Origin of the sequence: Pseudonocardia sp. CA-142604, from assembly GCF_050948475.1 — a bacterium.
In the GTDB taxonomy this organism is placed as follows: Bacteria; Actinomycetota; Actinomycetes; order Mycobacteriales; family Pseudonocardiaceae; genus Pseudonocardia; species Pseudonocardia alaniniphila.
Map to the genome: position 1 here is coordinate 1 of NZ_CP192045.1, position 24550 is coordinate 24550.

20 protein-coding genes and 2 tRNA genes are annotated in these 24550 nt (G+C 68.5%); 19 read left to right on the plus strand and 3 right to left on the minus strand.

Features of this window, described 5'->3' with window-relative positions:
• From dnaA to ACQPZQ_RS00055, 11 genes are all read left to right on the plus strand, one after another.
• Entirely contained in the window at positions 1-1605 is a 1605-nt protein-coding gene (gene dnaA, locus ACQPZQ_RS00005) for a chromosomal replication initiator protein DnaA (protein WP_433290687.1), read from the plus strand.
• 1277 nt (positions 1606-2882) lie between these two features.
• The gene (dnaN, locus tag ACQPZQ_RS00010) at positions 2883-4043 is read left to right on the plus strand and encodes a DNA polymerase III subunit beta (RefSeq protein ID WP_433290689.1); all 1161 of its coding nucleotides are present in this window, start codon (positions 2883-2885) and stop codon (positions 4041-4043) included.
• Between the two features lie 50 nt (positions 4044-4093).
• Positions 4094-5041: a phosphogluconate dehydrogenase (NAD(+)-dependent, decarboxylating) gene (gene gnd, locus ACQPZQ_RS00015; RefSeq protein WP_433290691.1), complete on the plus strand. Its 948-nt coding sequence runs from the start codon at positions 4094-4096 to the stop codon at positions 5039-5041.
• Positions 5041-6177 carry a DNA replication/repair protein RecF gene (recF, locus tag ACQPZQ_RS00020; RefSeq protein ID WP_433290693.1) on the plus strand — a complete coding sequence of 379 codons (1137 nt, stop codon included), beginning with the start codon at positions 5041-5043 and terminating at the stop codon, positions 6175-6177. The genes gnd and recF overlap by 1 nt, the downstream gene beginning before the upstream one ends.
• Before the next feature lie 360 nt (positions 6178-6537).
• Positions 6538-6864, plus strand: coding sequence for a DUF721 domain-containing protein (locus ACQPZQ_RS00025; protein WP_344720413.1), 327 nt, complete (start codon positions 6538-6540; stop codon positions 6862-6864).
• Positions 6865-7163: 299 nt separating this feature from the next.
• A complete protein-coding gene (gyrB, locus tag ACQPZQ_RS00030; protein WP_433290696.1) occupies positions 7164-9146 on the plus strand; it encodes a DNA topoisomerase (ATP-hydrolyzing) subunit B in 1983 nt (660 codons plus the stop codon).
• Positions 9147-9195: 49 nt separating this feature from the next.
• Positions 9196-11709, plus strand: coding sequence for a DNA gyrase subunit A (gene gyrA, locus ACQPZQ_RS00035; RefSeq protein WP_433290698.1), 2514 nt, complete (start codon positions 9196-9198; stop codon positions 11707-11709).
• Between the two features lie 57 nt (positions 11710-11766).
• On the plus strand, positions 11767-12906 hold the full coding sequence (locus ACQPZQ_RS00040) for a DUF3566 domain-containing protein (protein WP_433290700.1): 1140 nt from the start codon (positions 11767-11769) through the stop codon (positions 12904-12906).
• Between the two features lie 81 nt (positions 12907-12987).
• Positions 12988-13061, plus strand: a tRNA-Ile gene (locus tag ACQPZQ_RS00045).
• Positions 13062-13094: 33 nt separating this feature from the next.
• The gene (locus ACQPZQ_RS00050) at positions 13095-13208 is read left to right on the plus strand and encodes a DLW-39 family protein (protein WP_241041611.1); all 114 of its coding nucleotides are present in this window, start codon (positions 13095-13097) and stop codon (positions 13206-13208) included.
• A gap of 50 nt (positions 13209-13258) precedes the next feature.
• A tRNA-Ala gene (locus tag ACQPZQ_RS00055) sits at positions 13259-13334 on the plus strand.
• Positions 13335-14005: 671 nt separating this feature from the next.
• On the opposite strand, the gene ACQPZQ_RS00060 is transcribed toward ACQPZQ_RS00055, so the two are convergent.
• The 3 genes from ACQPZQ_RS00060 to ACQPZQ_RS00070 all read right to left on the minus strand — a co-directional run bounded on the left by ACQPZQ_RS00060 (position 14006) and on the right by ACQPZQ_RS00070 (position 17404).
• Positions 14006-14878, minus strand: coding sequence for an alpha/beta fold hydrolase (locus ACQPZQ_RS00060; protein WP_433290702.1), 873 nt, complete (start codon positions 14876-14878; stop codon positions 14006-14008).
• 314 nt (positions 14879-15192) lie between these two features.
• Positions 15193-16440, minus strand: a complete 1248-nt coding sequence (locus ACQPZQ_RS00065; RefSeq protein ID WP_433290704.1) for a hypothetical protein — start codon at positions 16438-16440, stop codon at positions 15193-15195.
• A 226-nt stretch (positions 16441-16666) separates the two neighbouring features.
• Positions 16667-17404, minus strand: coding sequence for an ArsR/SmtB family transcription factor (locus ACQPZQ_RS00070; RefSeq protein ID WP_433290706.1), 738 nt, complete (start codon positions 17402-17404; stop codon positions 16667-16669).
• A gap of 44 nt (positions 17405-17448) precedes the next feature.
• On the opposite strand from ACQPZQ_RS00070, the gene ACQPZQ_RS00075 reads away from it, so the two are divergent.
• From ACQPZQ_RS00075 to ACQPZQ_RS00110, 8 genes are all read left to right on the plus strand, one after another.
• Entirely contained in the window at positions 17449-17958 is a 510-nt protein-coding gene (locus ACQPZQ_RS00075; protein WP_433290708.1) for a MaoC family dehydratase, read from the plus strand.
• Between the two features lie 388 nt (positions 17959-18346).
• Entirely contained in the window at positions 18347-19549 is a 1203-nt protein-coding gene (locus ACQPZQ_RS00080) for a lactonase family protein (RefSeq protein WP_433290710.1), read from the plus strand.
• A 31-nt stretch (positions 19550-19580) separates the two neighbouring features.
• Positions 19581-19934 carry an urease subunit gamma gene (locus ACQPZQ_RS00085; RefSeq protein ID WP_425564020.1) on the plus strand — a complete coding sequence of 118 codons (354 nt, stop codon included), beginning with the start codon at positions 19581-19583 and terminating at the stop codon, positions 19932-19934.
• Positions 19935-19968: 34 nt separating this feature from the next.
• A complete protein-coding gene (ureB, locus tag ACQPZQ_RS00090) occupies positions 19969-20379 on the plus strand; it encodes an urease subunit beta (RefSeq protein ID WP_433290712.1) in 411 nt (136 codons plus the stop codon).
• Positions 20376-22094: an urease subunit alpha gene (gene ureC / locus ACQPZQ_RS00095; protein WP_433290714.1), complete on the plus strand. Its 1719-nt coding sequence runs from the start codon at positions 20376-20378 to the stop codon at positions 22092-22094. The genes ureB and ureC overlap by 4 nt, the downstream gene beginning before the upstream one ends.
• Before the next feature lie 8 nt (positions 22095-22102).
• Positions 22103-22840, plus strand: coding sequence for an urease accessory protein UreF (locus ACQPZQ_RS00100; RefSeq protein WP_433290716.1), 738 nt, complete (start codon positions 22103-22105; stop codon positions 22838-22840).
• 16 nt (positions 22841-22856) lie between these two features.
• Complete coding sequence (ureG, locus tag ACQPZQ_RS00105; RefSeq protein WP_433290718.1) at positions 22857-23579, plus strand: urease accessory protein UreG; 723 nt, start codon at positions 22857-22859, stop codon at positions 23577-23579.
• On the plus strand, positions 23576-24526 hold the full coding sequence (locus ACQPZQ_RS00110; protein ID WP_433290720.1) for an urease accessory protein UreD: 951 nt from the start codon (positions 23576-23578) through the stop codon (positions 24524-24526). Before ureG ends, ACQPZQ_RS00110 begins: the two co-directional genes overlap by 4 nt.
• Positions 24527-24550 lie beyond the last annotated feature (24 nt).

Genomic DNA, 24550 nt, shown 5'->3' on the forward strand with positions numbered 1-24550 from the left:
GTGCCCGACCAGCCAGGAGACCTTGGTCAGGTCTGGAACCGTGTGATCGCCGACCTCTCGGGAGCCTCGTCCGGCTCCGGCATCCACACGCTGTCCCCGCAGCAGCGGGCGTTCCTGCGGCTCACCCGGCCGCTGGGCCTGATCGACGGCACCGCGCTGCTCGCCGCCCCGAGCGAGTTCGCAAAGGACGCGATCGAGCGAATCCTGCGCCGTCCCATCAGCGATGCGCTCGGCCGGCATCTCGGGGTCGCGGTGAACCTCGCGGTCGTCGTCGACGCCTCGGCGGCGTCCGGCGGCACGGAGGTGCCGGACCCTCCGGGAGCGATGGTGCGCAGTCCGGCCTCCATCGACGGGCCGCCGACGGATCCGCGGATCAACGAGCAGCCTCGTGACGAGGCCAGCGGATCGGACGGGGCGGCGCTGCCGATCACCGGACCACTCACGCTTCGCGACCAGAGCAGCACACACATCGCCATGCAGAACGGCGGCTCCGGCAGCGACGGCCGTGCGCCCGAGGTGTGGCCGACCTATTCGGGGCCACCCGCGGGCGAGCAGGTCACTCCGCGGTCGCAGACACGGCTGAACGAGAAGTACACCTTCGACACCTTCGTCATCGGTGCGTCCAACCGGTTCAGCCACGCCGCCGCGGTGGCTGTGGCCGAGGCACCAGCTCGCGCGTACAACCCCCTGTTCATCTGGGGCGACTCCGGGCTGGGCAAGACCCATCTGCTGCATGCCGTCGGGCACTACGCCCAGCGGCTGTTCCCCGGCATGCGCGTGCGGTACGTGTCCACCGAGGAGTTCACGAACGACTTCATCAACTCCCTGCGCGACGACCGCAAGGTGGCCTTCCAGCGCCGCTACCGCGACGTCGACGTGCTGCTGGTGGACGACATCCAGTTCCTGGAGGGCAAGGAAGGCACCCAGGAGGAGTTCTTCCACACCTTCAATACGTTGCACAACGCGAACAAGCAGATCGTCGTGTCCTCGGACCGGCCGCCCAAGCGGCTGGAGACGCTGGAGGACCGGATGCGCACCCGGTTCGAGTGGGGCCTTATCACCGATATCCAGCCGCCCGAGCTCGAGACGCGCATCGCCATCCTCAGGAAGAAGGCCGCGCAGGACCGGCTCGCGGTACCCGGGGACGTCCTGGAGTTCATTGCCGAGCGCATCGAGCGCAACATCCGCGAGCTCGAGGGCGCGCTCATCCGGGTCACGGCGTTCGCGTCGCTCAACCGGCAACCGGTCGACACGCAGCTGGCCGAGATCGTGCTGCGCGACCTGATCCCCGACTCGGCCGCGTCCGAGATCACGGCGCCGACGATCATGGCGGTCACCGCCGAGTTCTTCGGTGTCACCATGGACGAGCTGTGCGGGCCGGGGAAGACGAAGGCGCTCGCCCACTCCCGTCAGATCGCCATGTATCTGTGCCGGGAGCTGACCGACCTCTCGCTGCCGCGCATCGGCCAGACGTTCGGCGGCCGCGACCACACCACCGTCATGTACGCGGACAAGAAGATCCGCAACGAGATCGCGCAGCGGCGTAAGACCTTCGAGCAGGTCCAGGAGCTGACGGCGCGGATCAAGCAGCGCGCCCGGCAGTGAGCACGGCCTGCACCCGCGCGCGGCGTGCGAAGCGGTAGAGCTGCGCTCCCACCCCGGACACGGGACGACTCGCCCGGCAGTGACGAGGCCGTACATCGCCGCCCCCTGCGAGCCGATCGGCGCCGGTTCGCCGAGAGCCACTGCAATCCATCGCAGGCACCCGCTGTCCCGGCCCGTGGGCGTACGGCACGGCTGACGGTCCCGTAGGGCGAGTGGGCGGCCGAGGCGCACCGGCTCGCGGCAGAGAACGGGCGCTGACGCTGACCCGGGGCGCGGAGAGAGAACTGATGCCGGCGTCACCGCTGACCGACCGCCACCACGACCGCGGGCTCGAAACGAACCGAGGCCCCCGCGCGATTCATCGTCATGAGGTGCCGTCCGCCGACGACGGATGCCTCTCCGTCGACTTCGTCGGCCGTCTCGCGGGTGCGCTCCGGGCGGTGCGGACGCGTTCTTCCCCGCCACCGGTCGTGCCGATCGGCCCCTCCGCGGGTGATGAAGGTGCACGCCGCAGGGCGCCGGCGAGTGCGGAGAGTCGAAGTGGCTGTGGACGCGCGCCGAGATTCGGGCCTCGCGGCGCGACCGTCGTCCGCTCATCCACAGCCGTTCGGCGCGCGACGGCGGTCGGTCAGCGTTCCACCTGATGACGCGCCGTGTTCAAACTGGCCAAGACCGTGACGGAGAGTTCTCAGTCTTGTGTCGTGAGGGAACTCTGTGAGTTCCGGCCACTCACGCGAGCCGTGTTCTCGCAGGAAAACCGGTCGCACTGCGTCCCCACCCGACCACTCTTCACCCACATCTGGGGATAACTCTGTGGATGGTCAGCTCAGCGGCCGTGGACGGATCGGCCCGCAACGGTGGACAACCGGTGTTCATCTCGGGGACAGCTGGGGTTCGTCAGCCGCCATCCACCGGACAGTCACAGAACCCACCGCTGGCCCCTCAGGTTGCTCCACATCCAGCCACACCGTCTGACCTGCGAGAACGGCGTCCATCCACACTACGCACAGGCCCTAGTACTACTGCTGTGGATCTCTTCATGAAGAACTTCAAAAAGAACAACGGCGTGGATGGAGCGGAGCGCGGCCCGGATCGGGTGCCGCCTGGCCGGGATGACACCCGCAGTCCGGAGGCTCTACGGTTGTCTTCCGGCTCAGACCGTTCCGGGCTGAACCAGATCGGTGCCCGGCGTTCCGACCCGGCATGACCCCCTCGGCTCCCCAGCCGTCGGGTCCACGTGAGCTCGTCCCCACACCGCCAGTGCGAGAGGTCCCCTCATGAAGTTCCGGGTCGAACGCGACGTCCTGGCCGATGCTGCCGCCTGGGTGGCTCGCAGCCTTCCGGCGCGGCCACCGGTCCCGGTGCTGGGTGGTGTCCTGGTCGAGGCGTCCGGTGGCGCCGACGGTGAGCGGCTGACTGTCTCCGGGTTCGACTACGAGACGTCGGCTCGCGTCGAGCTGGACGCGACGATCGGTGACCCCGGCCGCCTGCTCGTGTCCGGGCGGCTACTGGCCGACATCACGCGTGCGCTGCCGTCCAAGCCGGTCGATCTGGTGGTCGACGGGGCGCGCGCCACGATCACGTGCGGAAACAGCAGGTTCAGCCTGCCGACGATGCCGGTCGAGGACTATCCGCAGCTGCCGGCCATGCCGCAGCTCGCGGGGAGCGTGGCGGCGGGCGAGCTCGCCGCGGCCGTCGCTCAGGTCGCGGTTGCGGCCGGCCGGGACGACACGCTCCCGATGCTCACCGGCATCCGGCTGGAGATCGAGGGCTCCCGGCTCACACTCGCCGCCACCGACCGGTTCCGGTTGGCCGTCCGCGAGCTGGACTGGACGCCGGAGGACGACGCGCAGTCCAGCGCCGTGCTGATCCCGGCGCGCACGCTCGCGGAGGTCGCCAAGACGCTCGCGGGGGCGGGCACCGTCGAGCTGGCCCTGTCGGCGGGTGACGGGATGCTCGGCATCACAGGTGCCGGCCGGCGCGCCACCACCCGGTTGCTCGACGCGGAGTTCCCGCGGTTCCGCCAGCTGATCCCGGCCGAGCACACGAGCGCCGCCGTCATCGAGGTGGCCCCCCTGGTCGAGGCGATCAAGCGCGTGGCACTCGTCACCGACCGTGTGGCCCAGGTCCGGATGGAGTTCGGCGAGGACGGACTGCGTCTCGCCGCAGGTGGCGACGACGTGGGCAGCGCCGAGGAAGAGCTGCCCTGTGAGCTCGACGGGGCCCCGCTCACGATCGCGTTCAACCCGGGCTACCTGCTCGACTCGCTCGGCGCCCTGCACACGGCCCGCGCCCAGTTGACGTTCACCACTCCCAACCGACCCGCGCTGGTCCGCCCTGTCCCTGCCCTGCCTGCGGAGGACAATGCGGGGCAGGAGACTGCAGAGCCCCTGCCCGGCTACCTGCACCTCCTGATGCCCGTCCGCCTCCCCGGCTGACCGGTCCGAGCGCGGGCGAGCTCCCCGACACCGACACCAGGAGTGGAACCGTGCAACTCGGACTGATCGGTCTGGGCCGGATGGGTGGCAACATGCGCGACCGGCTTCGGGCCTCCGGCCACGAGGTCGTCGGGTACGACCCTCGGCCGGACGTCAGCGACGTCGAATCGCTCGCCGCGCTGGTCAAGACGCTGCAAGCCCCCCGCGTGGTGTGGGTGATGGTCCCCTCCGGCGAACCGACGCGGAGCACCGTGCGCGCACTCGCCGAGGTTCTCGAACCGGGCGACCTCGTGATCGACGGCGGCAACTCCCGCTACACCGACGACGGGCCGAACGCCGATCTGCTCGGCGCCGAGCAGATCGGCTACCTCGACGTCGGGGTGTCCGGTGGCATCTGGGGCAAGGACAACGGCTACGGGCTGATGGCCGGCGGATCGGCGGAGGACGTCGAGCGCGCGATGCCGATCTTCGACGCGTTGCGGCCGGAGGGGCCACGCGAGGAGGGCTTCGTGCATGCCGGTCCCGTCGGGGCCGGGCACTTCTCGAAGATGGTGCACAACGGCATCGAGTACGGCCTGATGCAGGCCTACGCCGAGGGTTTCGAACTGCTGTCGGCCGCCGAGCTGGTCACGAACGTGCCCGGGGTGTTGCAGGCGTGGTCGCGCGGCACGGTCGTACGTTCGTGGCTACTCGACCTGCTGGTCAACGCGCTCAAGGACGATCCCACCCTCGCCGAGCTCGACGACTACGTCGAGGACTCGGGCGAAGGCCGCTGGACGATCGAGGAGGCGATCCGGCACGCGGTGCCGCTCCCCGTCATCTCTGCGGCGCTGTTCGCCCGGTTCGCCTCACGCCAGGAGGTCTCTCCCGCCCTCAAGGCCGTCGCCGCACTTCGCCACCAGTTCGGTGGGCACGCCGTGAAGTCGGCCGCCGGACCATCCGGCACACCCGGCGAGCACGCGGGTCCGAGCTCGGGCCCGGGCTCGACCCAGAGCTGATGCACCTGCGGCGACTTGCCGTCGCCGACTTCCGGTCGTGGGAGACGGCCGAGCTCGAGCTGGAGCCCGGCGTCACGGTGCTCGTCGGCCCCAACGGGGTGGGCAAGACGAACCTCGTCGAGGCCGCCGGGTATCTGGCCACCCTCGGTTCGCACCGTGTCGCCACCGATGCGCCGTTGATCCGCCGCGGCGCGGACCGTGCCGTGGTGCGCGGGTTGGTGGTGCACCACGGGCGCGAGCTCAGCGTCGAGCTGGAGATCACCGCAGGTAAGGCCAACCGCGCGCGGGTGAACCGGGCACCGGTGCCCCGGCCGCGTGACGTGCTGGGGATCCTGCGCACTGTGCTGTTCGCGCCGGAGGACCTTGCACTGGTGCGCGGCGATCCCGGGGAGCGCAGGCGTTTCCTCGACGACCTGCTCGTGTCGCGGTATCCGCGGTACGCCGCCGTGCGTGGCGACTACGACCGGGTGCTGCGCCAGCGGTCAGCGCTGCTCAAGACCGCGCGCAACGGGCGGGCCGACCTCAGCACGCTCGACGTATGGGACGGACACCTTGCCCGGAACGGGTCGGTATTGCTGGCCGGCCGGCTGGAACTGGTGGCCGCGATCGCTCCCCTCGCCGTCGAGGCGTTCGCCGACGTCGCCCCGACATCGGATCCGATCGACCTGGTGTACCGCTCGAGCCTCGACGGGGACCTGCCGGGTTCGGCCGCCGAGCTCGAGGTCCGGCTCCTCGACGCGCTGGCCGCGGTGCGCCGGCAGGAGGTGGAGCGCGGCGTCTGCCTGGTCGGTCCCCATCGCGACGACCTGGAGCTGCGCCTGGGCGACGGGCCGGCGAAGGGGTACGCCAGCCACGGGGAGTCGTGGGCGATCGCGCTCGCCCTGCGGCTCGCCTCCTACCGCCTGCTCCGCGACGACGACGTCGAGCCGGTCCTCGTGCTCGACGACGTGTTCGCCGAGCTGGACTCGCGCCGCCGCAGCGCGCTCGCCGATGTGGCGCTCCGGGCCGAGCAGGTGCTCATCACGGCGGCCGTTCCGGAAGACGTTCCTCCCGGTCTGTCGGGCGTTCGCTTTGCGGTGGGCGGCGGTACTGTCGATCGCCTTCCGCAAGAGGCCACGTCAGCGCCGTCCGTGTGATCTCCGGCACCTGTGAACAAGGTTGTGGATACTGTGGATAACTCTGCCTCCACTGGTGATGACGAGCGGAAACGACCGCCCGGCGTACATCAGGAACCGCCCGCCGCGCCCCCTTCGAGGTCAGTTGTCCCCAGCCTTGGGGATGAATCGGGGACAACCGTTGGGCGCTCGGGAGAGGCGGGGCATGGTGCCGACATCGCCCGCGAGGCCCTCCGCGCCGCGCGTGCAGCATCGGCGGAACGCGCGGCGCAGCGCGCGACGGAGCGGCAGGGGCGCAAACCGGTCGCGTCCCGCGGCAGGCGCAGGCGGTGGTCGGGCCCCGGCCCCGACGACCGCGACCCGCAGCCGTTCGGCCGGTTGGTGTCCCGGGTGGCGCTGGACCGTGGGTGGTCGCCCCGGCTCACGGATGCCACCGTCCTCGGGCGCTGGCCGCACCTCGTGGGCGCGGAGATAGCCGACCACTGCACGCCGTTGTCGCTGCGCGACGGTGAGTTGGTGCTCCAGGCGGAGTCCACGGCGTGGGCCACTCAGCTGCGCACGTTGCAACGCCAGCTACTGGTCCGTCTCGCGGGCGCCGTGGGCAAGGACGTCGTCCGCCGGATCCGCGTCGTGGCGCCGTCGGGGCCGAGCTGGCGGCACGGTCCCCGCCACGTGCGCGGACGCGGACCGCGCGACACCTATGGCTGACCAGGGCGCGAGGCGCATCGGAGGCGCACGAGCGGCAGGCGGCCACTCAGCGCCACGTGACTGCGCCGGAGCCCGTTTGTAACCCCCGGGCCGCGCTCTTGACCCGTCGAAGTCCACGATCGGCTGTCTGAGACGATTTGAGGGGTCTCCTAGGCGCGTTTCTGTGGTGGCGCACCGGTATGATGGGAGACGTGTTCCGGGCGCTCCCCGATCGCCCGGTCGAAAGGCCCCGACGCCGGACGGCGCATCCCCGCGCGTTCCCGGTGGACGGGCCCTCGTGGCGAGGAGACAGGCAGCCCGTGCCGGAGAAGAAGAACAACGCCTACAGCGCGTCATCCATCACTGTGCTCGAGGGGCTGGAGGCGGTTCGCAAGCGCCCCGGCATGTACATCGGGTCCACGGGCGAACGCGGTCTGCACCACCTGATCTGGGAGGTTGTGGACAACGCAGTCGACGAGGCGATGGCCGGCTACGCCACGCGCGTCGAGGTCACGCTGCAGGATGACGGCGGCGTGCGCGTCGTCGACGACGGGCGCGGCATCCCGGTCGGCATACACCCCGTGGAGAAGCGTCCCGCCGTCGAGATGGTCCTCACGATGCTGCACGCCGGCGGCAAGTTCGACGGCGAGTCCTACGCCGTGTCGGGCGGTCTGCACGGCGTCGGTGTCTCCGTGGTGAACGCGCTGTCCGTGGCGCTCGACGTCGAGATCCACACCGACGGGTTCGTGTGGCGCCAGCACTACGCGCGTTCGGTGCCCGGCCCGCTGCGCAAGGGCGAGCCCACGAAGCGCACCGGTAGCTCGGTCACGTTCTGGCCGGACGGCGACATCTTCGAGACGCTCACGTTCAACATCGAGACGATCCGCCGCCGCCTGCAGGAGATGGCCTTCCTCAACAAGGGCCTCACGATCGTCCTGCGGGACGAGCGCAACGGCGACAACGGCGAGGCGGAGGAGCCCGACGCCGAGGGCTACGTGGCGAAGGTCAAGGAGTACACCTTCTGCTACCCGAACGGGCTCGAGGACTTCGTCGCCCACCTGAACAAGTCGAAGGACCCGATCCACAAGAGGCTCGTCGCCTACACCGCCGAGGGTGACGGCCACGCCGTCGAGGTGGCGATGCAGTGGAACTCCGGCTACACGGAGTCGGTCTACACGTTCGCCAACACGATCAACACCCACGAGGGCGGCACCCACGAGGAGGGCTTCCGCTCGGCGCTCACCACCACGGTCAACCGCTACGCGCGCGACAAGAAGCTGCTCAAGGAGAAGGACGCGGCCCTGTCCGGCGACGACATCCGTGAGGGTCTCGCGGCGATCGTGTCGGTGAAGGTCAAGGAGCCCCAGTTCGAGGGGCAGACCAAGACGAAGCTCGGCAACACCGAGGTCAAGTCGTTCGTCCAGCGGGTCAGCAACGAATGGCTGGCCGACTGGTTCGAGCGCAACCCCACCGAGGCCAAGACGATCGTCAACAAGGCGGTTCAGTCGGCGCAGGCGCGGGCCGCGGCGCGCAAGGCCAGGGAGCTGGTGCGCCGCAAGAGCGCTGGCGACATCGGCGGCCTGCCGGGCAAGCTGGCCGACTGCCGGTCGACCGACCCGTCGAAGTCCGAGGTCTACATCGTGGAGGGCGACTCCGCGGGAGGTTCGGCGAAGTCGGGCCGCGACTCGATGTTCCAGGCGATCCTGCCCATCCGCGGCAAGATCATCAACGTCGAGAAGGCGCGCATCGACCGCGTTCTCAAGAACACCGAGGTCCAGGCCATCATCACGGCGCTGGGCACCGGTATCCACGACGAGTTCGACCTGGCCAAGCTGCGCTACCACAAGGTCGTGCTGATGGCCGACGCCGACGTCGACGGCCAGCACATCCGCACGCTGCTGCTCACCCTGCTGTTCCGTTTCATGCGACCGCTCGTCGAGGCCGGCCACGTCTTCCTCGCCCAGCCGCCGCTCTACAAGATCAAGTGGGGCGGCCGGGGAGCGGAGCCCGAGTTCGCCTACACGGACCGCGAGCTCTCGGGCCTCGTCGAGGCGGGCCGCGCCGCGGGCAAGAAACTGCCCAAGGAAGAGGGCGTCCAGCGCTACAAGGGCCTCGGCGAGATGAACGCCAAGGAGCTGTGGGAGACCACGATGGACCCGGCCAACCGGGTGCTGCTGCAGGTCACCCTCGACGACGCCGCCACGGCCGACGAGCTGTTCTCGATCCTCATGGGCGAGGACGTCGAGTCGCGCCGCTCGTTCATCACGCGCAACGCCAAGGACGTGCGCTTCCTCGACGTCTGACAGCCCGGACGCCTGACCACAACCGCATCGTGATCACGAGAAGGACCACGTGACAGACACCCTCGACCCCACGCTGCCCCCGCCGCCCGGCGGTGGCGACCGCACCGAGCCGGTCGACATCCAGCAGGAGATGCAGCGCTCCTACATCGACTACGCGATGAGCGTGATCGTCGGCCGCGCGCTGCCGCTGGTCGAGGACGGGCTCAAGCCGGTGCACCGGCGTGTTCTGTACTCGATGGGCGAGAACGGCTTCCGTCCCGACCGCAGCTACGTCAAGTGCGCCCGCGTGGTCGGCGAGGTGATGGGTAATTACCACCCGCACGGCGACACGTCGATCTACGACGCGCTCGTGCGGCTGGCCCAGCCCTGGGCGATGCGCTACCCGCTGATCGACGGCCAGGGCAACTTCGGCTCGCGCGGCAACGACCCGGCCGCCGCGATGCGGTACACGGAATGCCGCCTGTCGCCACTCGCCATGGCGATGCTGCAGGACATCGACGAGGAGACCGTCGACTTCGCCGACAACTACGACGGCAAGACGCAGGAGCCCCTCGTCCTGCCGTCGCGGGTGCCCAACCTGCTGATCAACGGCAGTGCCGGCATCGCGGTCGGCATGGCCACCAATGTCCCCCCGCACAACCTGCGCGAGGTCGGCGACGGCGTCGTCTGGGCGCTGGACAACTGGGAGGCCACCGACGAGGAGCTGCTCTCGGCCCTCATGGAGCGCATCAAGGGCCCGGACTTCCCCACGTCCGGCCTGATCGTCGGGCGCGACGGCATCGAGCAGGCGTACCGCACCGGCCGTGGTTCCGTGCGGATGCGTGCCGTGGTGGAGGTCGAGGAGGACACCAAGGGGCGCGCCATCCTCGTCGTCACCGAGCTGCCCTACCAGGTGAATCCCGACAACCTCATCGAGTCGATCGCGGCCCAGCACCGCGACGGCAAGATCGCCGGGATCGCGGAGATCAACGACGAGTCCTCCGACCGCGTCGGCATGCGGATCGTCATCACGCTCAAGCGCGACGCCGTCGCCAAGGTCGTGCTGAACAACCTCTACAAGCACACCCAGCTGCAGTACGGCTTCGGCGTCAACATGCTGGCGATCGTCGACGGGGTGCCGCGCACCCTGCGGCTCGACCAGGTGGTGCGCAACTACGTCCGCCACCAGATCGAGGTCATCGTCCGGCGCACCCGCTACCGCCTCCGCAAGAAGGAGGAGCGGGCCCACATCCTGCGTGGTTACGTCAAGGCGCTCGACGCGCTCGACGAGGTCATCGCGCTGATCCGGGCGTCGGAGACGGTCGAGGTCGCCCGTGACGGCCTGATCCAGCTCCTGGACGTCGACGAGATCCAGGCGCAGGCCATCCTCGACATGCAGCTGCGGCGGCTCGCCGCCCTCGAGCGCCAGAAGATCATCGACGAGCTCGCCGAGATCGAGCGGGAGATCGCCGACCTGCAGGACATCCTGGCCAGGCCCGAGCGGCAGCGGCAGATCGTGCGCGACGAGCTCACCGAGATCGTCGAGAAGCACGGCGACGACCGGCGCACCCGGATCATCGCGGACGACGGGGACGTCACCAACGAGGACCTCATCGCCGTCGAGGACGTCGTCGTCACCATCACCCAGACCGGCTACGCCAAGCGCACCAAGACCGACCTGTACCGGGCGCAGAAGCGCGGCGGCAAGGGCGTGCAGGGCGCCGCGCTGAAGCAGGACGACATCGTCGCCCACTTCTTCGTGTGCTCCACCCACGACTGGATGCTGTTCTTCACCAACAAGGGACGGGTCTACCGGCTCAAGGCCTACGAGCTGCCCGAAGCCAATCGGAGCGCGCGGGGCCAGCACGTCGCCAACCTGCTCGCGTTCCAGCCCGACGAGCACATCGCCCAGGTCATGCAGATCAGCGACTACCAGGCAGCGCCGTACCTGGTGCTCGCCACTCGCACCGGGCTGGTGAAGAAGTCGCGTCTCACCGACTTCGACTCGCCGCGGTCGGGCGGTCTGATCGGCATCAACCTGCGCGAGGACGACGAGCTGGTGGGCGCGGTGCTCTGCTCCGCGGAGGACGACCTGCTCCTCGTGTCCGCCGAGGGCCAGTCCATCCGGTTCACGGCGAGCGACGAGGTGCTGCGTCCGATGGGCCGCGCCACGTCCGGCGTGCTGGGGATGCGCTTCAACTCCGGCGACCGGCTGCTGTCGCTCGGCGTCGTCCGCCAGGACACCTTCGTGCTCGTGGCCACGGCAGGCGGGTACGCGAAACGTACGCCCATTGAGGACTATCCCGTTCAGGGTCGCGGGGGTAAGGGTGTTCTCACGCTTCAGTACGACCGCCGCCGTGGCACTCTGGTTGGCGCGCTCATCGTCGGTATCGACGACGAGCTGTACGCGATCACCTCGACCGGAGGGGTGATCCGCACGTCGGCCCGCGAGGTTCGCAAGGCCGGTCGCCAGACGAAGGGGGTGCGCCTGATGAATCTGGGCGAGAGCGCCACCCTGCTGGCGGTCGCGCGCAACGCGGAGGACGACGCGGAGGACGGGCAGCTGAACGGCCCCACCAGCTGACCTAGCGATCCGTCGAGCCGGCACCACCCCACCTGGCCCCGAGGAGACGTTCACCTCGTGAACGACAAGACGAGAAAACCGAACGAGCCCGACGGCCGCAGCCGGGTGGCCACCGGAGAGTCCGCTGCGGCGGGCGGCGCCGAGACCAAGGGTGGCGCCGCCCCCGCGGATCCGCAGGTCACGAACGGTGCAGCCGCGTCCGCGGGCTCGTCGGCTCCCGAGTCCGCCGGGGCCGCGGACGACGGCGCGGCCGCTTCTCGGGCCAGTGACGATAAATCGGGCGTTCCTGCTCGGCCCGATCCGGAAGGGCCGGAGGCCGTCACGACGGAGCTTCGGCTGCCGACGTCGGCCAATGGGTCGGCCTCGCGCCCGGCCGCGGGTGCACCTGGGGACGGTCCGGCCACCGCCAATCCCGCCAAGCCCGGCAAGGCGGATTCCGCACGGCCCGCCGAGAACGGCGTACCGGCCCCCACGGCTGCGGCCGCCTCCGCCCCACTCCCTGGCCCGCCGAACCGGCGACCTGCGGCGGCTCCGGCGGTGCCCACCCAGGCACCGCCCACCCAGGCACCGCCTACAAAGGCGCCGGCCACCCAGGGGCCGCCGCCTCAGGCGACGGCCGCACCGGGCAGCCCTCCGCCGTGGAACCGGGTTCCCGGTAAGGCCGCCCCTGAGCGGTTCGAGCGTGCCGGCAACGACCGGCCGGCGGGCGGCCTGCTGGAGGACGCGCCCACCACCTTCCTCGAGCCCCCGGCCCTTCCCGGTGGCTCGTCGGACGCCGACGCAACCGGTGCGGAAGGCGAGGGAGCATCGCCCGGCCGGCCACGGCGCAGCCGACCGCCGCGCCAGGCGGCACTGCAGCTGAAGCGGCTCGATCCGTGGTCGGTACTGAAGCTCGCCCTCGTGCTGGCCGTGGTCCTGTTCTTCATCTGGATGGTCGCTGTCGGGGTCTTGTACGGCGTCCTCGACGGGATGGGGGTCTGGGACCGGCTCAACGGCACCTATGCCGACCTGGTGTCGGGAGAGGCGCCCACCGGTAGCCCGCTGATCAGCGCAGGGCGCGTTTTCGGCCTGGCCGCGGTGATCGGCGCGATCAACAGCCTGCTGTTCGCTGTCGCCGTCACGATCGGGGCATTTGTCTACAACGTCTCGGCCGACCTCGTCGGCGGCATCGAAGTCACACTCTCCGAGCGAGACTGACCACCCTTCCGGCTCCCCCTCGATAGGGGGAGCCGGTGGGAAGGCGCGGGAGGGGCTGAGGTAACCTCATTCGCGCCGCAGGGGCCCATAGCTCAGTTGGTTAGAGCGCGTCGCTGATAACGACGAGGTCGCTGGTTCAAATCCAGCTGGGCCCACTCCCCATCCCTGGGACAGGCAGGACGTGAACCGTGAAGAAGATCATTGCAGCTCTCGTTGCCATCGCGGCCGGCGCGCTTGTGTTCTCGAAGGTCCGCGCCTCGCGTTCGGAGAACGACCTCTGGCACGACGCCACCAAGAACTGAGGGCGGCGTACCCCCGCTCCACCCGAGCGGGTAACGTCCTCGCTCAGCACGGGGACGTAGCTCAATTGGCAGAGCACCGCCTTTGCAAGGCGGGGGTTAGGGGTTCGATTCCCCTCGTCTCCACCAGCAGAACGGTGTGACTCGGGACTCCAGTTCCTCGTCCTGGGGCACATGCTGTGGAGTCCATTCGGTCGGTGAGATCACTGAGCCGGTCCGGCAACTGGTGGCGTAGAGGTCCAACGTCGTCGTTGCGGACGCGTGCCCCAGCATCGTCTGGATGGCCCGAAGCGATGGCCAGTGACGCGGCGGTGTGCCGCACCTGGTGCGGATGCAGACCAGGTCGGGCCCACGCGCTGAACGGCCGCGTCGAACACGCTCCGGCGGAAGTTCCGGACGAGGAGAACCGCGCCACGCGGAGACTCGAAAGCAGAGCGTCCCCGCTGCGGCCGTTCACGAGGGCTGCGAGTTCCGCCGCGAGGAAACGAGGGGCAGGAACGTTCGCCGGGCGTGCGTCTTCGGTGTGCCCTACACCAGGTGACCACTGACCACTGACCTCGGTCGTCGAGGCCACGACGTTGATCCGGCGTCCGGTCAGGTCGACTTCTCGCATGCGGATGGCCGCAGCTTCTCCGCACCGCAGGCCGGTATGGGCCAGCAGGCGCACCAGCGGGGCGTACTCGCTGCACTCACGGGCGAGTGTTGCCACGTGAATGTGGTCGAGGTAGCGGTGATGCGTCAGGCCAGGTCGTGGGATCGGAACGCCCTAGCCCAGCCCTGGGTGGCCGCCGGCGGGACCGTCAGACGAGAAAGTGATGCAGCGCTGCGGTCAGGTCGTCTGGGTTCTCCTCCGCGACGTGGTGTCCGGACTCGATCGGGCGGCCACGGAGATCGTCGGCCCACGCCCGCCAGACGGCAAGCGGATCACCGTAGAGGCTCTCCATGTCGTCCCGGGTCGACCAGAGGAAGAGCGTCGGGCAGCCCACGGTGCGACCGGCGCGCTGGTCGGCTTCCTCATGCTCCCGGTCGACTCCGAGGCCGGCGCGGTAGTCCTCCAGCATCGCCCGCACGGTGGCCGCATTGTGGATGGCCTGCCGGAACTCTTGATAGTTCTCGGCTCCCATGCTTTTGGGACGCGCCTTGCTGGCGTACCAGGCGTCGGGATCGGCGGTGATCACCCGCTCCGGCGTGTCGGGCTGAGCGAAGAAGAACCAGTGGTACCAGTCGTGGGCGAACTTGGCATCGCACCGGGCGAGGGCCTCACTGATGGGCACTCCGTCGAGAACGACCAGGTGGCTGACCGCGTCGGGATGGTCCATTGCCAGGCGTAGCGCGACGTAGGAGCCGCGGTCGTGCCCGACGGCGGCAAACGCCGGGTAGCCCAAGGCGTTCATCAGCCGGACCAGGTCCGCTGCCACGGCTCGCTTGGACTGCTGGGAGTGGTCGGGGAGGATGCGTGCCTTCCCGGACTGCCCGTAGCCGCGCATATCCGGACAAACGACGGCGAACCCACGTTCCACCAGCTGCGGCGCGACCCAGTGCCACGTCGATCCGGTGCGCGGATGTCCGTGGATGAGGAGAACCGGACGGCCTTGCCCGGCATGCCGAACTCGAAGTTCCACCTCCCCGACGTCGATCTTCTCGTCCGTGAAGCCATCGAACATGAGAGACATCTGTCCAGACGACCCGTTGGGCAAACGTCCTCTCGCCGGCAGAAGCGGAAAGGTCACGTGGTTGACACTCGGCCTAGGAGCATGGGTCGTGCGGGGTCGGTGTGCTTTGACGCTGCGGACCGGCTGGGTGGTGGTCCTGGAGACCGTGCGCTGGTCGCCGTCGTCGAGGTCGATGGTGAGGATGTGCTCGGCGACGTGGATTCGCTTTGAGAAGGAGGGGCCGCAGGTTCTGTAGCGAACACAGGTGGCTGCGGCGTGCGCGGTGCCCGAACGAGAGAGAACAGTGGTCCGGGGTGGGGTGTGCGGAGGTGTCCTCAGTGTGAGATTTCTCCAGCGCGTCGGCGAGTGAGCATTTTTGCCTGCGCCAGGCCTTCCTCGGAAATACTGTAGTAATGAATCCCTCTGTTCAGGCCCAGTCGTCGACGGAGATCTCTCATGTGATTGGCGCCCATGCCTGCATAGCGAACTCCGCGGGCGTGGGCGGCGAGTGCGCTCGCTTGAAACTTCATATCCCGCCAGTACTGAAAGCGATCGAGGTTCGGATTAGCTTTGACGTACTTTTGGTCGGATTTGCTCAGGCTCGTGTCTTCATCCACTTTCGCCGCCAGGAGCTCGATGAAGTTGCGACCGAACTCGCGGAGCTCTCCCAGCAGCCGATCAAGACTCTCGGGATGCGCCGCACGCCAGTCCGCCAGGCTCACACCCAGCTCGGCGTCGGACTGGAGCGCGTCGACAAACCCACCGAGAAGCTGCTGGGTGTCGTGGAACTTCGCAATTTTCGCTTCCGCGCGGTGCTGCTCGACCGGCTCATCGGCCACCTCCGCCGAAGTCCGCTGGTTCCGGGCCTCCACCTCGGCGCGCACCTCGCCGCCATATGTCCAGGCAATCACGAGGTAGTGCTGAAGGCGCTTTCCGGTGAAACCGTTCATGCGGCTCAGATTGTCCGGCGTAGCCAACGGCATCATGCCTGCGAACGCGTACCCGAGCTTCGGGAAGAGCGACTCGGCGCCGAACTGCCGGATGTTGTCGTTCTCGCGGATTCCGAGGGCGGCCATCGGGCCCACGTTCGCTCGGTCAGAAGCTGCCGCCGTTGCCGGATTGGCACTGAGGTCGTCGGTGGGGAACGGCTCGTAGATAAATGATCGGGTCCCTACCGCCTTGACAATGTCGGGGAGCGTGACCTGTGCGTGATTCTCGCCGACCACGTTGAGACCGGTTGGGGAGAACCGGACCCATATGCGGTTGTATTCCGGCCTCTGGTGCTCGATGTTTCCCAGGTAGTCGGTTTGGCCGGCGGCGTGGCGACGGAACTCGTTCTCGTCCTGGTAGTCGTGGACGTCACGGTCCGCGGCGAGCTCGTGCATCTCGGGCGTGAGAGCCGCCCCTGACGAGGCGTCGACGCGCTGGCCGCCGACCCAGGCCGCGCGCTGAACGCTGACGGCCAGGGATGTCAGCGCCGAAGGTGCCGGAGATGGCTGCGGTAGCGACGTGGGCTGGCGAAGGGCGCGATTCACCGCGGCATTGCCCGCTAGTCTCTGCAACGTGAGCAGCCGTTCAGCCAAGCTGGCCGCTGTAGCCCCCCGTCGGACACCACCGTCCCCGGGACGGCGGGCCGGCTCGGCAGGGCGCAGCGCGTGCTGCCTCATGTCGACGAGCTTAAGACACACCAATGGGGCGAGACCCCCTGTTTGATCTTCAACACGTGCTTGTCGCCGGCGACGGCGGCACCACGCCGCCTCCTATCGTGTGGGCGGCGCGCCGCGCGGCCGTCGGTCGTGTGCGGGCGCGCTACCCGGTCGAAGTGGTTTCAGCGATGGCGTCGAGCGGCCAGATACCGAGCTTGGTGAGATGACCGGTACCCGCCGCGCTGATGTTGAGTGCGCGATCCCCCGGGCGGCGCAGTAGCCATCCGTGCTCGAGCATGGCGACCAGCAGGGCAGTACCCAGCCGCCCAGCGAGGTGGGCTTGGCGTTCTGTCCAGTCCATGCAGCCCCGCACCATCGGGCCCGTGAACCCTGACAGGTCGATGATCGACAGCTCGGCGAGCAGCGGATGGTCGAGCGTCCCGACCGTTCCACCGCCGTTTGTGTCCATGGCATCGACCACACCGTCCGCGGTGATCCGGCGGGCGAGGGCAACGGCGAGGGAACCTCCGAGATGGCTGTAGCAGACCCGCGCTGTCTGCAGCCGACTCCCCGCGTGCGCCTCACGCAGCGATTCCACCGGGAGCAAAGGGGAGATCGCCGCGAGTGCCTCGATCGCAGTGGCAACCTCCGGAGACGCGATCGCGTGCAGTCGGCGCCGACCGGTGACGGTGACGCTGACCAAACCGGCATCGACCAGGTGGCGCAGGTGCGGGCTCGCGGCCGGCGGCGAGATTCCGGCAGCCTCGGCCAGGTCCCGCGCGGTGTGTGCCTGCCCGTCCATCAAGCGCAGCAGCATCGCCGCCCGGGGTGGCTCAGCGATGGCCCGCGCTGTGGCAGCGAGGTCCAGATCGGCGCCGATCACCACCGGACCATAGCTCAACTGTTCAGGCCAGGCTGAACTGTTGCGGTGGGATCATCCGCGGCATGGCACGCACCGCTACGAACTCCCGGACCCTCAGCGAGACCGACTTCAGCGCACCCACTGATGATCGTTACTTCGAGGACTACCAACTCGGCGCGGTCTATGAGTACGGCCACCTCGCCGTGAGCGAGGAAGCGATCATCGACTTCGCCGAACAGTTCGACCCACAGCCGATTCATACCGACGAGAGATTTGCCGCGACCGGTCCCTTCAACGGACTCATCGCCAGCGGATGGCATTCCGCAGGACTGGCGATGCGCCTGTTCGCAGACCACTACCTGTCCCGGGTCGCCAGCCTCGCCTCCCCTGGGGTCGACGAAGTGCGCTGGCAGGTGCCACTGCGCCCTGGTGACTCCGTTCGCTTGCGGACGACGATCGTGGATGCCCGGCTGTCGCGCTCGAAGGATGACCGCGGCATGGTTGTCACACTGGCCGAGCTGTTCAACCAGAACGATCAGCTCCCGATCAGGTTCCGAGTCATGAATATTCTCGGTCGCCGCCCCCGTAGCTGAGGCCACCCTTCCAGTTCCATCTGCCGAGATTCGCCGGGTATGTCCCGGAGTTCGACGCATCAGTGCCGGTGTCGTTGGAGTGCTGCCGGTGTTTTTCACTGGTTCGAGTCGCGGTGCGCACCGCGACCGTAGGGCCCCGAGCAGCGAAAACACGACGCACCGCGCGCTACGGCGGCGGCCGGACATGCCAACCGGGGCAGACATCGGCCCCGGTGCCGCGCGATCGGCACTTGACGAGCCGGCGATCCGACCGAGCTGCGACCCGCACGAAGCGGATACCGGAGTGGCGGGCAGGACAACTGATGTGGGAGCGATGAGTATGTCGAACGAGCTATCCGCGGCACCACAAGCTGGTCGCGGTGATGCGATGCATGGTGGACACCTCTACATGCAGACGAACGAAAACCGGAATGCCGTGATCCACTATCAGCGGTCGGGGAGCGGCAGGATCACCGAGGTGGAGCGGATCCCCACGGGTGGTTCCGGTTCCGGGGTGTTCAAGCCGATCAGCGGGCAGGCCAGCGCACCTAATGCGTTCGAGGGCGCGGCCAGCGTCATCCTCTCGCCGGACCGACGGTTCCTGTTCACCACCAACGGTGGCGACAATTCGGTCTCCAGCTTCAGCGTCGGCGACGACGGCAAGCTCTCGCTCGTCGATGTCAAGCGGACGGGCAACGTCGTCACCGGGCCGAGCGGCACCGCCAAGTCCCTGGCTTACGCGCCGTCGTCCGGAACGCTCTTCGTGCTTCACGCGTTCGGTCCCGACCACGTCCGGCTGATGTCGGTCGACCGTGAGGGCAGGCTCGCCGCGCGGCCGGAGCGGTACACGGTCAACACCCCGGACAAGGCCAACCGCGTGTCGACGATGGTGGTGCTGTCGCCCGACGAGAAGTTCCTCCTGGTCGGCACCACGTTCGACGAGCCCCCCACCGCGAACCCGGACGGCTCACCGATTCTCTGGGTCCGGAAGCCGGACGGCACTCCCAAGTCGATCGCCTCGAATGCGCCGGATCCCGACGGCCTCGTCATATTTCCCGTGGACGCGCACGGCACGCTCGACAGGCCCTCGTTCCACGATGCCGGAGGCGGTTCTCCGTTCTATCCCGCCTTCCTCCACAGCCGGCCGGATCATCTCGTCATCGGCGAGGCCGTCGGCGACGGGCTCGTCATGGGCAGCATCGACCCGGACGGACGGCTCAGCGTCGGCCCACTCGTGCAGATCGACACCAGCGCGGGCCAGCCCTCTGAGCTGTGCTGGCTGGCCGTATCCCCGGACGACCAGTTCGTCTTCGCGACGAACTTCGGTTACAGCAACATCAGCAGCTTCCGGATCGACGGCAACGTGCTGTCGATTGCGCAGGATCCTGCGTGCCCGAAGGTCACCGGTGACGGCACGTTCAGGGCGCTCAACGGAACTGTCAGCAGCGGCCCGAGTGACAACTGGATGACCCCCGACGGTGTCTACCTGTACCAGATCTACGGGAATGCCTCGAAGCTCGTCGGCTACGCCGTACAACCGGACGGCTCACTGGACGAGGTCACCAGCGCGAGCATTCCGTACAACAGCCCACAGGGCCTGGCCGGATTCTGATCTGCCGAGCACCCGGCCATCGGAGGTTTTCATGAGTACCAACGGCCCTGCAACGCCACGCATCGAGAAGTCGGTCTCCTCATTGATGCTGAGCCCGCGCGAGAGCGAGAAGCTGGTGATCTACCAGGTCGCCGGGCTGGCCCGCCGACGCCGGGACCGAGGCGTCAAGCTCAACCTCCCGGAGTCGATCGCCTTGATCGCCGAGGGCGTGATGGAGGCTGCTCGGGACGGGATGTCGGTCGCGGACGTCATGGAGCTCGGGAAGCACATCCTCACGCGTGCCGACGTGATGGAGGGAGTCCCGGAGCTGATGAATCTGGTGCAGGTCGAGGCGACCTTCCGCACGGGAACCCAGCTCGTCTCGGTGTCCAACCCGATCTCCTGAGGACGTCGCCGCCGAGCGCGGAAGGGATGAGGCAATGGTGGTTCCAGGCGAGTGGTTGCTCTCCGCCGAGCCGATCGAGATCAATGCCGGAAGGCGGACCCTGAGAGTCTCGGTCCGCAACACCGGAGATCGGCCGATACAGGTCGGCTCACATTTCCACTTCTTCGAGGTGAACCGTGCGTTGGAGTTCGACCGGCCGTCGACGTTGGGTATGCGGCTCGATGTCCCCTCGGGCACGTCGATCCGTTTCGAAGCGGGCGACGAGCGCGATGTCGAGCTGGTCGAGTTCGGCGGCCTCGGACGGGTGATCGGATTCAACGCCCTGCTCGACGGTGGGACGTCATCGCAGCGGAGCGTGGAGCGGGCGATCAGGCGCGCTGCCGAACTGGGGTTCCTCGGAACGCAGGACCGGCCGCGCGCGGGCGGGCAGGTGAAGCGGTCGTGAGTGTCGTCTCGCGTCAGCACTACGCCTCGCTCTACGGCCCGACGGTGGGCGACCGGTTCCGCCTGGCAGATACGGAACTGGTCGCCCAGGTCGAGCGGAGCCTGCTGCTTCCCGGAGAGGAAGCGATCTACGGAGGTGGCAAGGCGCTGCGTGACGGCATGGGGCAAGCACCGGGTCTGCGGAACGCCGACGGGGTGCTCGACCTGGTGATCACGGCCGTCATCGTGATGGATCCGATGCTGGGAGTCGTCAAGGCCGATATCGGGATCAAGGACGGGCGGATCGTCGGTGTGGGGCAGGCCGGGAACCCCGATATCCAGGATGGCGTCGATCCGAACCTGATCGTCGGAGCAGGTACGGAAGCGATCTGCGGCGAGGGTCTGGTCGCGACGGCAGGGGCTGTCGACACCCATGTGCATTTCCTGACTCCGGGGCAGATCCCGCATGCCCTGTCCAGCGGCGTCACCACGTTGATCGGTGGGGGTACCGGCCCGGCGGACGGTTCGAAGGGCACCACCTGCACACCGGGGCCGTGGAACATCGCGCGAATGCTCGAGGCGACCGCAGTTCTGCCGGTGAACATCGGGCTTCTCGCCAAAGGCAGCAGCAGCCGGCCCGAGAGCCTGGTGGAACAGTTGCAGGCCGGAGCGTTCGGGCTGAAGGTCCATGAGGATTGGGGCGCAACGCCCGCTGCGCTCGACTGCGCGCTCCGTGTCGCCGACGAGTACGACGTGCAGGTCGCCCTGCATGCCGACACGTTGAACGAGGGCGGCTACCTGGCCGACACCATCGCGGCGATCGACGGACGCACCATCCACAGCTATCACACGGAAGGTGCCGGGGGCGGCCATGCCCCGGACATCATGGCGATCGCGTCGCTTCCGAACGTGTTGCCGTCCTCGACGAATCCCACCCGGCCCTACACGACCGACACGGCCGACAACCTCTATTACATGACCGTCGCCACTCACAATCTCAATCCCGACAATCCCGAGGACATGGCTTTCGCCCAGTCCCGCATCCGGGCCGAGACGGAAGCGGCCGAGGACGTCCTGCACGACATGGGAGTGCTGAGCATGTACTCGTCGGACTCCCAGGCGATGGGCCGGATCGGGGACACCGTGACCACCTGCTGGCGCACCGCGGACAAGATGAAGAAGATGACGGGCCGCCTCGACGGTGACCCCGCGGAGAACGACAACCAGCGGATTCTGCGTTACCTCGCCAAGCTCACGATCAATCCCGCCTTGGCCCACGGGATCGGTCACCTGGTGGGCTCGCTCGAACCCGGCAAGGTCGCGGACATCGTGCTGTGGCCGACGAGCACCTTCGGCGTCAAACCGAAGTACGTCGTCAAGGGAGGTTTCGTCGCCTGGGCGGTGATGGGCGACCCGAATGCCTCGATCCCGACGCCCGAGCCGGTGCTGTTGCGGCCGATGTTCGGTGCTCAGGGACGCGCCGTCGCACGCACGTCCATGACGTTCATCTCGCAGGCCGCGGCGGACGCCGGGGCGGCGGAGCGGTTGGGCCTGCAGCGATGGGTCGAACCGGTACGGGACTGCCGCACTGTCGGCAAAGCCCAGATGGTGCGCAACGACGCCACGCCGGAGATCACCGTCGACCCGGAGACCTACCAGGTGTGCGTCGACGGCCGACCGGCCACGGTTGATGCGGTCGATGAGGTGTCGATGTCTCAGCTGTACTACATCGTCTGATGGCCCGCATGGCGCACAAATCGCGTTCCGGCAGCCAGGCGCGACTCGCGAGTCATCTGTCCGTCCTGCAGCTGAGCGACTCCGCTTTCCCGACCGGGCGCTACACCCTCTCCTACGGCCTCGAGGCCTTCGCCCAGAGCGACGAGCCGGCCGGGCCCATCCGCCCGTCCACACTGGTGGCGCTGCTCACCGACTGCGTGCGCTTCGGAGTCGCGCCGTCGGACGGAGTCGCGCTGGCCTGCGCCCATCGCGCCACCAGCCCGGACGGTGTCCTCGATCTGGACCTGGTGATGCGCGCCGACCACCGGCTGACCGCCGTGAAGCTCCCCCGTGAGGCCCGGGAGGCCTCGACGCGCACCGGCCGGGCGTTGCTGAGCACCGCCGCCGTCGCGTTTCGCGGGGCTGTGGGGCGCGACTACGCGGAGCTCGTCGAAGCGGGACGCACGCCGGGGAACCATGCGGTTGTCCTCGGCCTGCTCAGCGCCTCATTGGGTGTGTCGTGCCCGGAGGCCGTGGCCGGTGAGCTGTACGCCTTTTCAGCAGGCTGGGTCGCCGCAGCAGTACGCCTGGCCTTGACGGATCACCGCACCGCTCAAGGCGTGCTGTTCCGGGTGCGAGCAGTGACCGCAGACGCTGCGCTGACGGCGGTGGATCGGGACGTCGCGCACATCGCCGGCTGCACCCCCTTGCTGGACGTGATGGCGATGCGTCATGAGACAGCCGAGCTCCGAATGTTCGCCAGCTGAGAGAGGACGGTCCTGAATGGACGAGCACTTTCGACACCCGCACGCTCACGAGCACGGATCTCCGACGCCGGACGACGATGCGTTCGGCAGTGCCCGCGCGCCGGGCATCACTCGTATCGGCATCGGCGGGCCGGTCGGATCGGGGAAGACCGCTCTCATCGAGGCACTCGTGCCGATGTTGCTCGACAGGGGCCATCACCCGGTGGTCGTGACCAATGACATCTTCACCTCGGAAGACGCCCATCATGTGCGGGCCGCGCTGTCCGGCGTGCTGGATCCCGAACGGGTCGTCGGGGTGGAGACCGGCTCGTGCCCGCACTCTGCGGTGCGTGACGACCCGAGCATGAATCTCGATGCGGTCGGCGACCTCACTCGCCGGTTCTCCGATGCGGATGTCGTGCTGGTCGAATCGGGTGGCGACAACCTGACCCTGACGTTCAGCAGAGCGCTCGCCGACTACTTCGTCTTCGTCATCGACGTGGCGGAGGGCGACAAGATCCCGCGCAAGCGGGGGCCGGGTGTCACCCACTCCGACCTGCTGGTCATCAACAAGATCGACCTGGCCCCGTACGTGCGGGCGGACATCGAGGTGATGGGCAGGGACGCACGGGCCGTACGCGGCGGGCGCCCCTTCGTGCTCACGAACTGCTTCACCGGCGACGGCCTGAACGAGGTCACCGACCGGATCTCGGACGTCATCAGCCGGCAGTTCGCGGCTCCGGCCGGCGGCTCTCCATGACCCGAGCGGTGACCTCCCGGCAGGACCCCGCGTGGTACACCCCCGCTGACCTGCCCGCGGAGGTGCTTGCCCTCGGCGGTTCCGTGCAAGGCGGGCTGGGGGTCGACGCCTCGGGCAAGGTCGGTCTGCTCGATCTGACATTGGCGCCCTGTGCGGGTGCGACACGCGTGCAGCGCCAGTATCAACGGGCGCCGCTGCACATCTACCGACCGATATATCTCGACCCCGGCCGGCCGGATATGGCGTTCCTGTTCGTGCAGCAGTCCGGCGACGGCTTCGTCCAGGGCGACCGGTGCCGTATCGATGTCGACTGTGCGCCCGGCTCCGCGGTGCACCTCACGACCCAGGCCGCCACCAAGGTCTTCGGAATGCGCCAGAACTTCGCCACCCAGCTGGTCAACCTGGATGTCGGCGCCGGTGCCGTGGTGGAGTACCTGCCCGACCCGGTCGTGCCGTGTCGCGGGTCGCGGCTCTTCCAGCGAACAAGTGTGACCGCGGACCGGGAGTCCACGGTGATTCTCGGCGAGACTCTGTTGCCAGGGCGGGTCGCGCACGACGAGGCCCGCGTCTACGACCTGTACTGGGCGGAGACCGAGGTCCGCCGCCCCGACGGATCGTTGCTCTTCGCCGAAACCCTGCGCCTGACATGTGCGGACGGCGAGAACCCGCGGTCGGCCGGACTGCTCGGCCGGCATGACGTCATCGCCACTCTGTACATCGTCACGGACCGGATCGATGCGCCCAGCACGGTCGACCTGCTGCGGTCGGCGCTCGTCGCCTGCCCCGATGTCCTCGTCGGCGTGAGCGAGCTGCCCAACAGCTGCGGCGCAGTCGTCAAACTGCTCGGACCGACCTCCGCGTCGGTGCAGGCGGCGCTGAGAACGGCGTGGAACGCGGCACGTCTGGAGCTGCTCGATACTCCGGCACCGAACCTTCGCAAGGGATAGCCGGAGCCTCACTCCGGCCCCGGG

Excerpts from the sequence above, each read along its gene's own strand:
- dnaN (WP_433290689.1), top strand. The coding sequence starts at position 2,883 with ATGAAGTTCCGGGTCGAACGCGACGTCCTGGCCGATGCTGCCGCCTGG.
- recF (WP_433290693.1), top strand. The coding sequence starts at position 5,041 with ATGCACCTGCGGCGACTTGCCGTCGCCGACTTCCGGTCGTGGGAGACG.
- ACQPZQ_RS00060 (WP_433290702.1), bottom strand. The coding sequence starts at position 14,878 with ATGTCTCTCATGTTCGATGGCTTCACGGACGAGAAGATCGACGTCGGG.
- ACQPZQ_RS00075 (WP_433290708.1), top strand. The coding sequence starts at position 17,449 with ATGGCACGCACCGCTACGAACTCCCGGACCCTCAGCGAGACCGACTTC.
- ACQPZQ_RS00080 (WP_433290710.1), top strand. The coding sequence starts at position 18,347 with ATGCAGACGAACGAAAACCGGAATGCCGTGATCCACTATCAGCGGTCG.
- ACQPZQ_RS00085 (WP_425564020.1), top strand. The coding sequence starts at position 19,581 with ATGAGTACCAACGGCCCTGCAACGCCACGCATCGAGAAGTCGGTCTCC.
- ureB (WP_433290712.1), top strand. The coding sequence starts at position 19,969 with ATGGTGGTTCCAGGCGAGTGGTTGCTCTCCGCCGAGCCGATCGAGATC.
- ACQPZQ_RS00100 (WP_433290716.1), top strand. The coding sequence starts at position 22,103 with ATGGCGCACAAATCGCGTTCCGGCAGCCAGGCGCGACTCGCGAGTCAT.
- ureG (WP_433290718.1), top strand. The coding sequence starts at position 22,857 with ATGGACGAGCACTTTCGACACCCGCACGCTCACGAGCACGGATCTCCG.
- ACQPZQ_RS00110 (WP_433290720.1), top strand. The coding sequence starts at position 23,576 with ATGACCCGAGCGGTGACCTCCCGGCAGGACCCCGCGTGGTACACCCCC.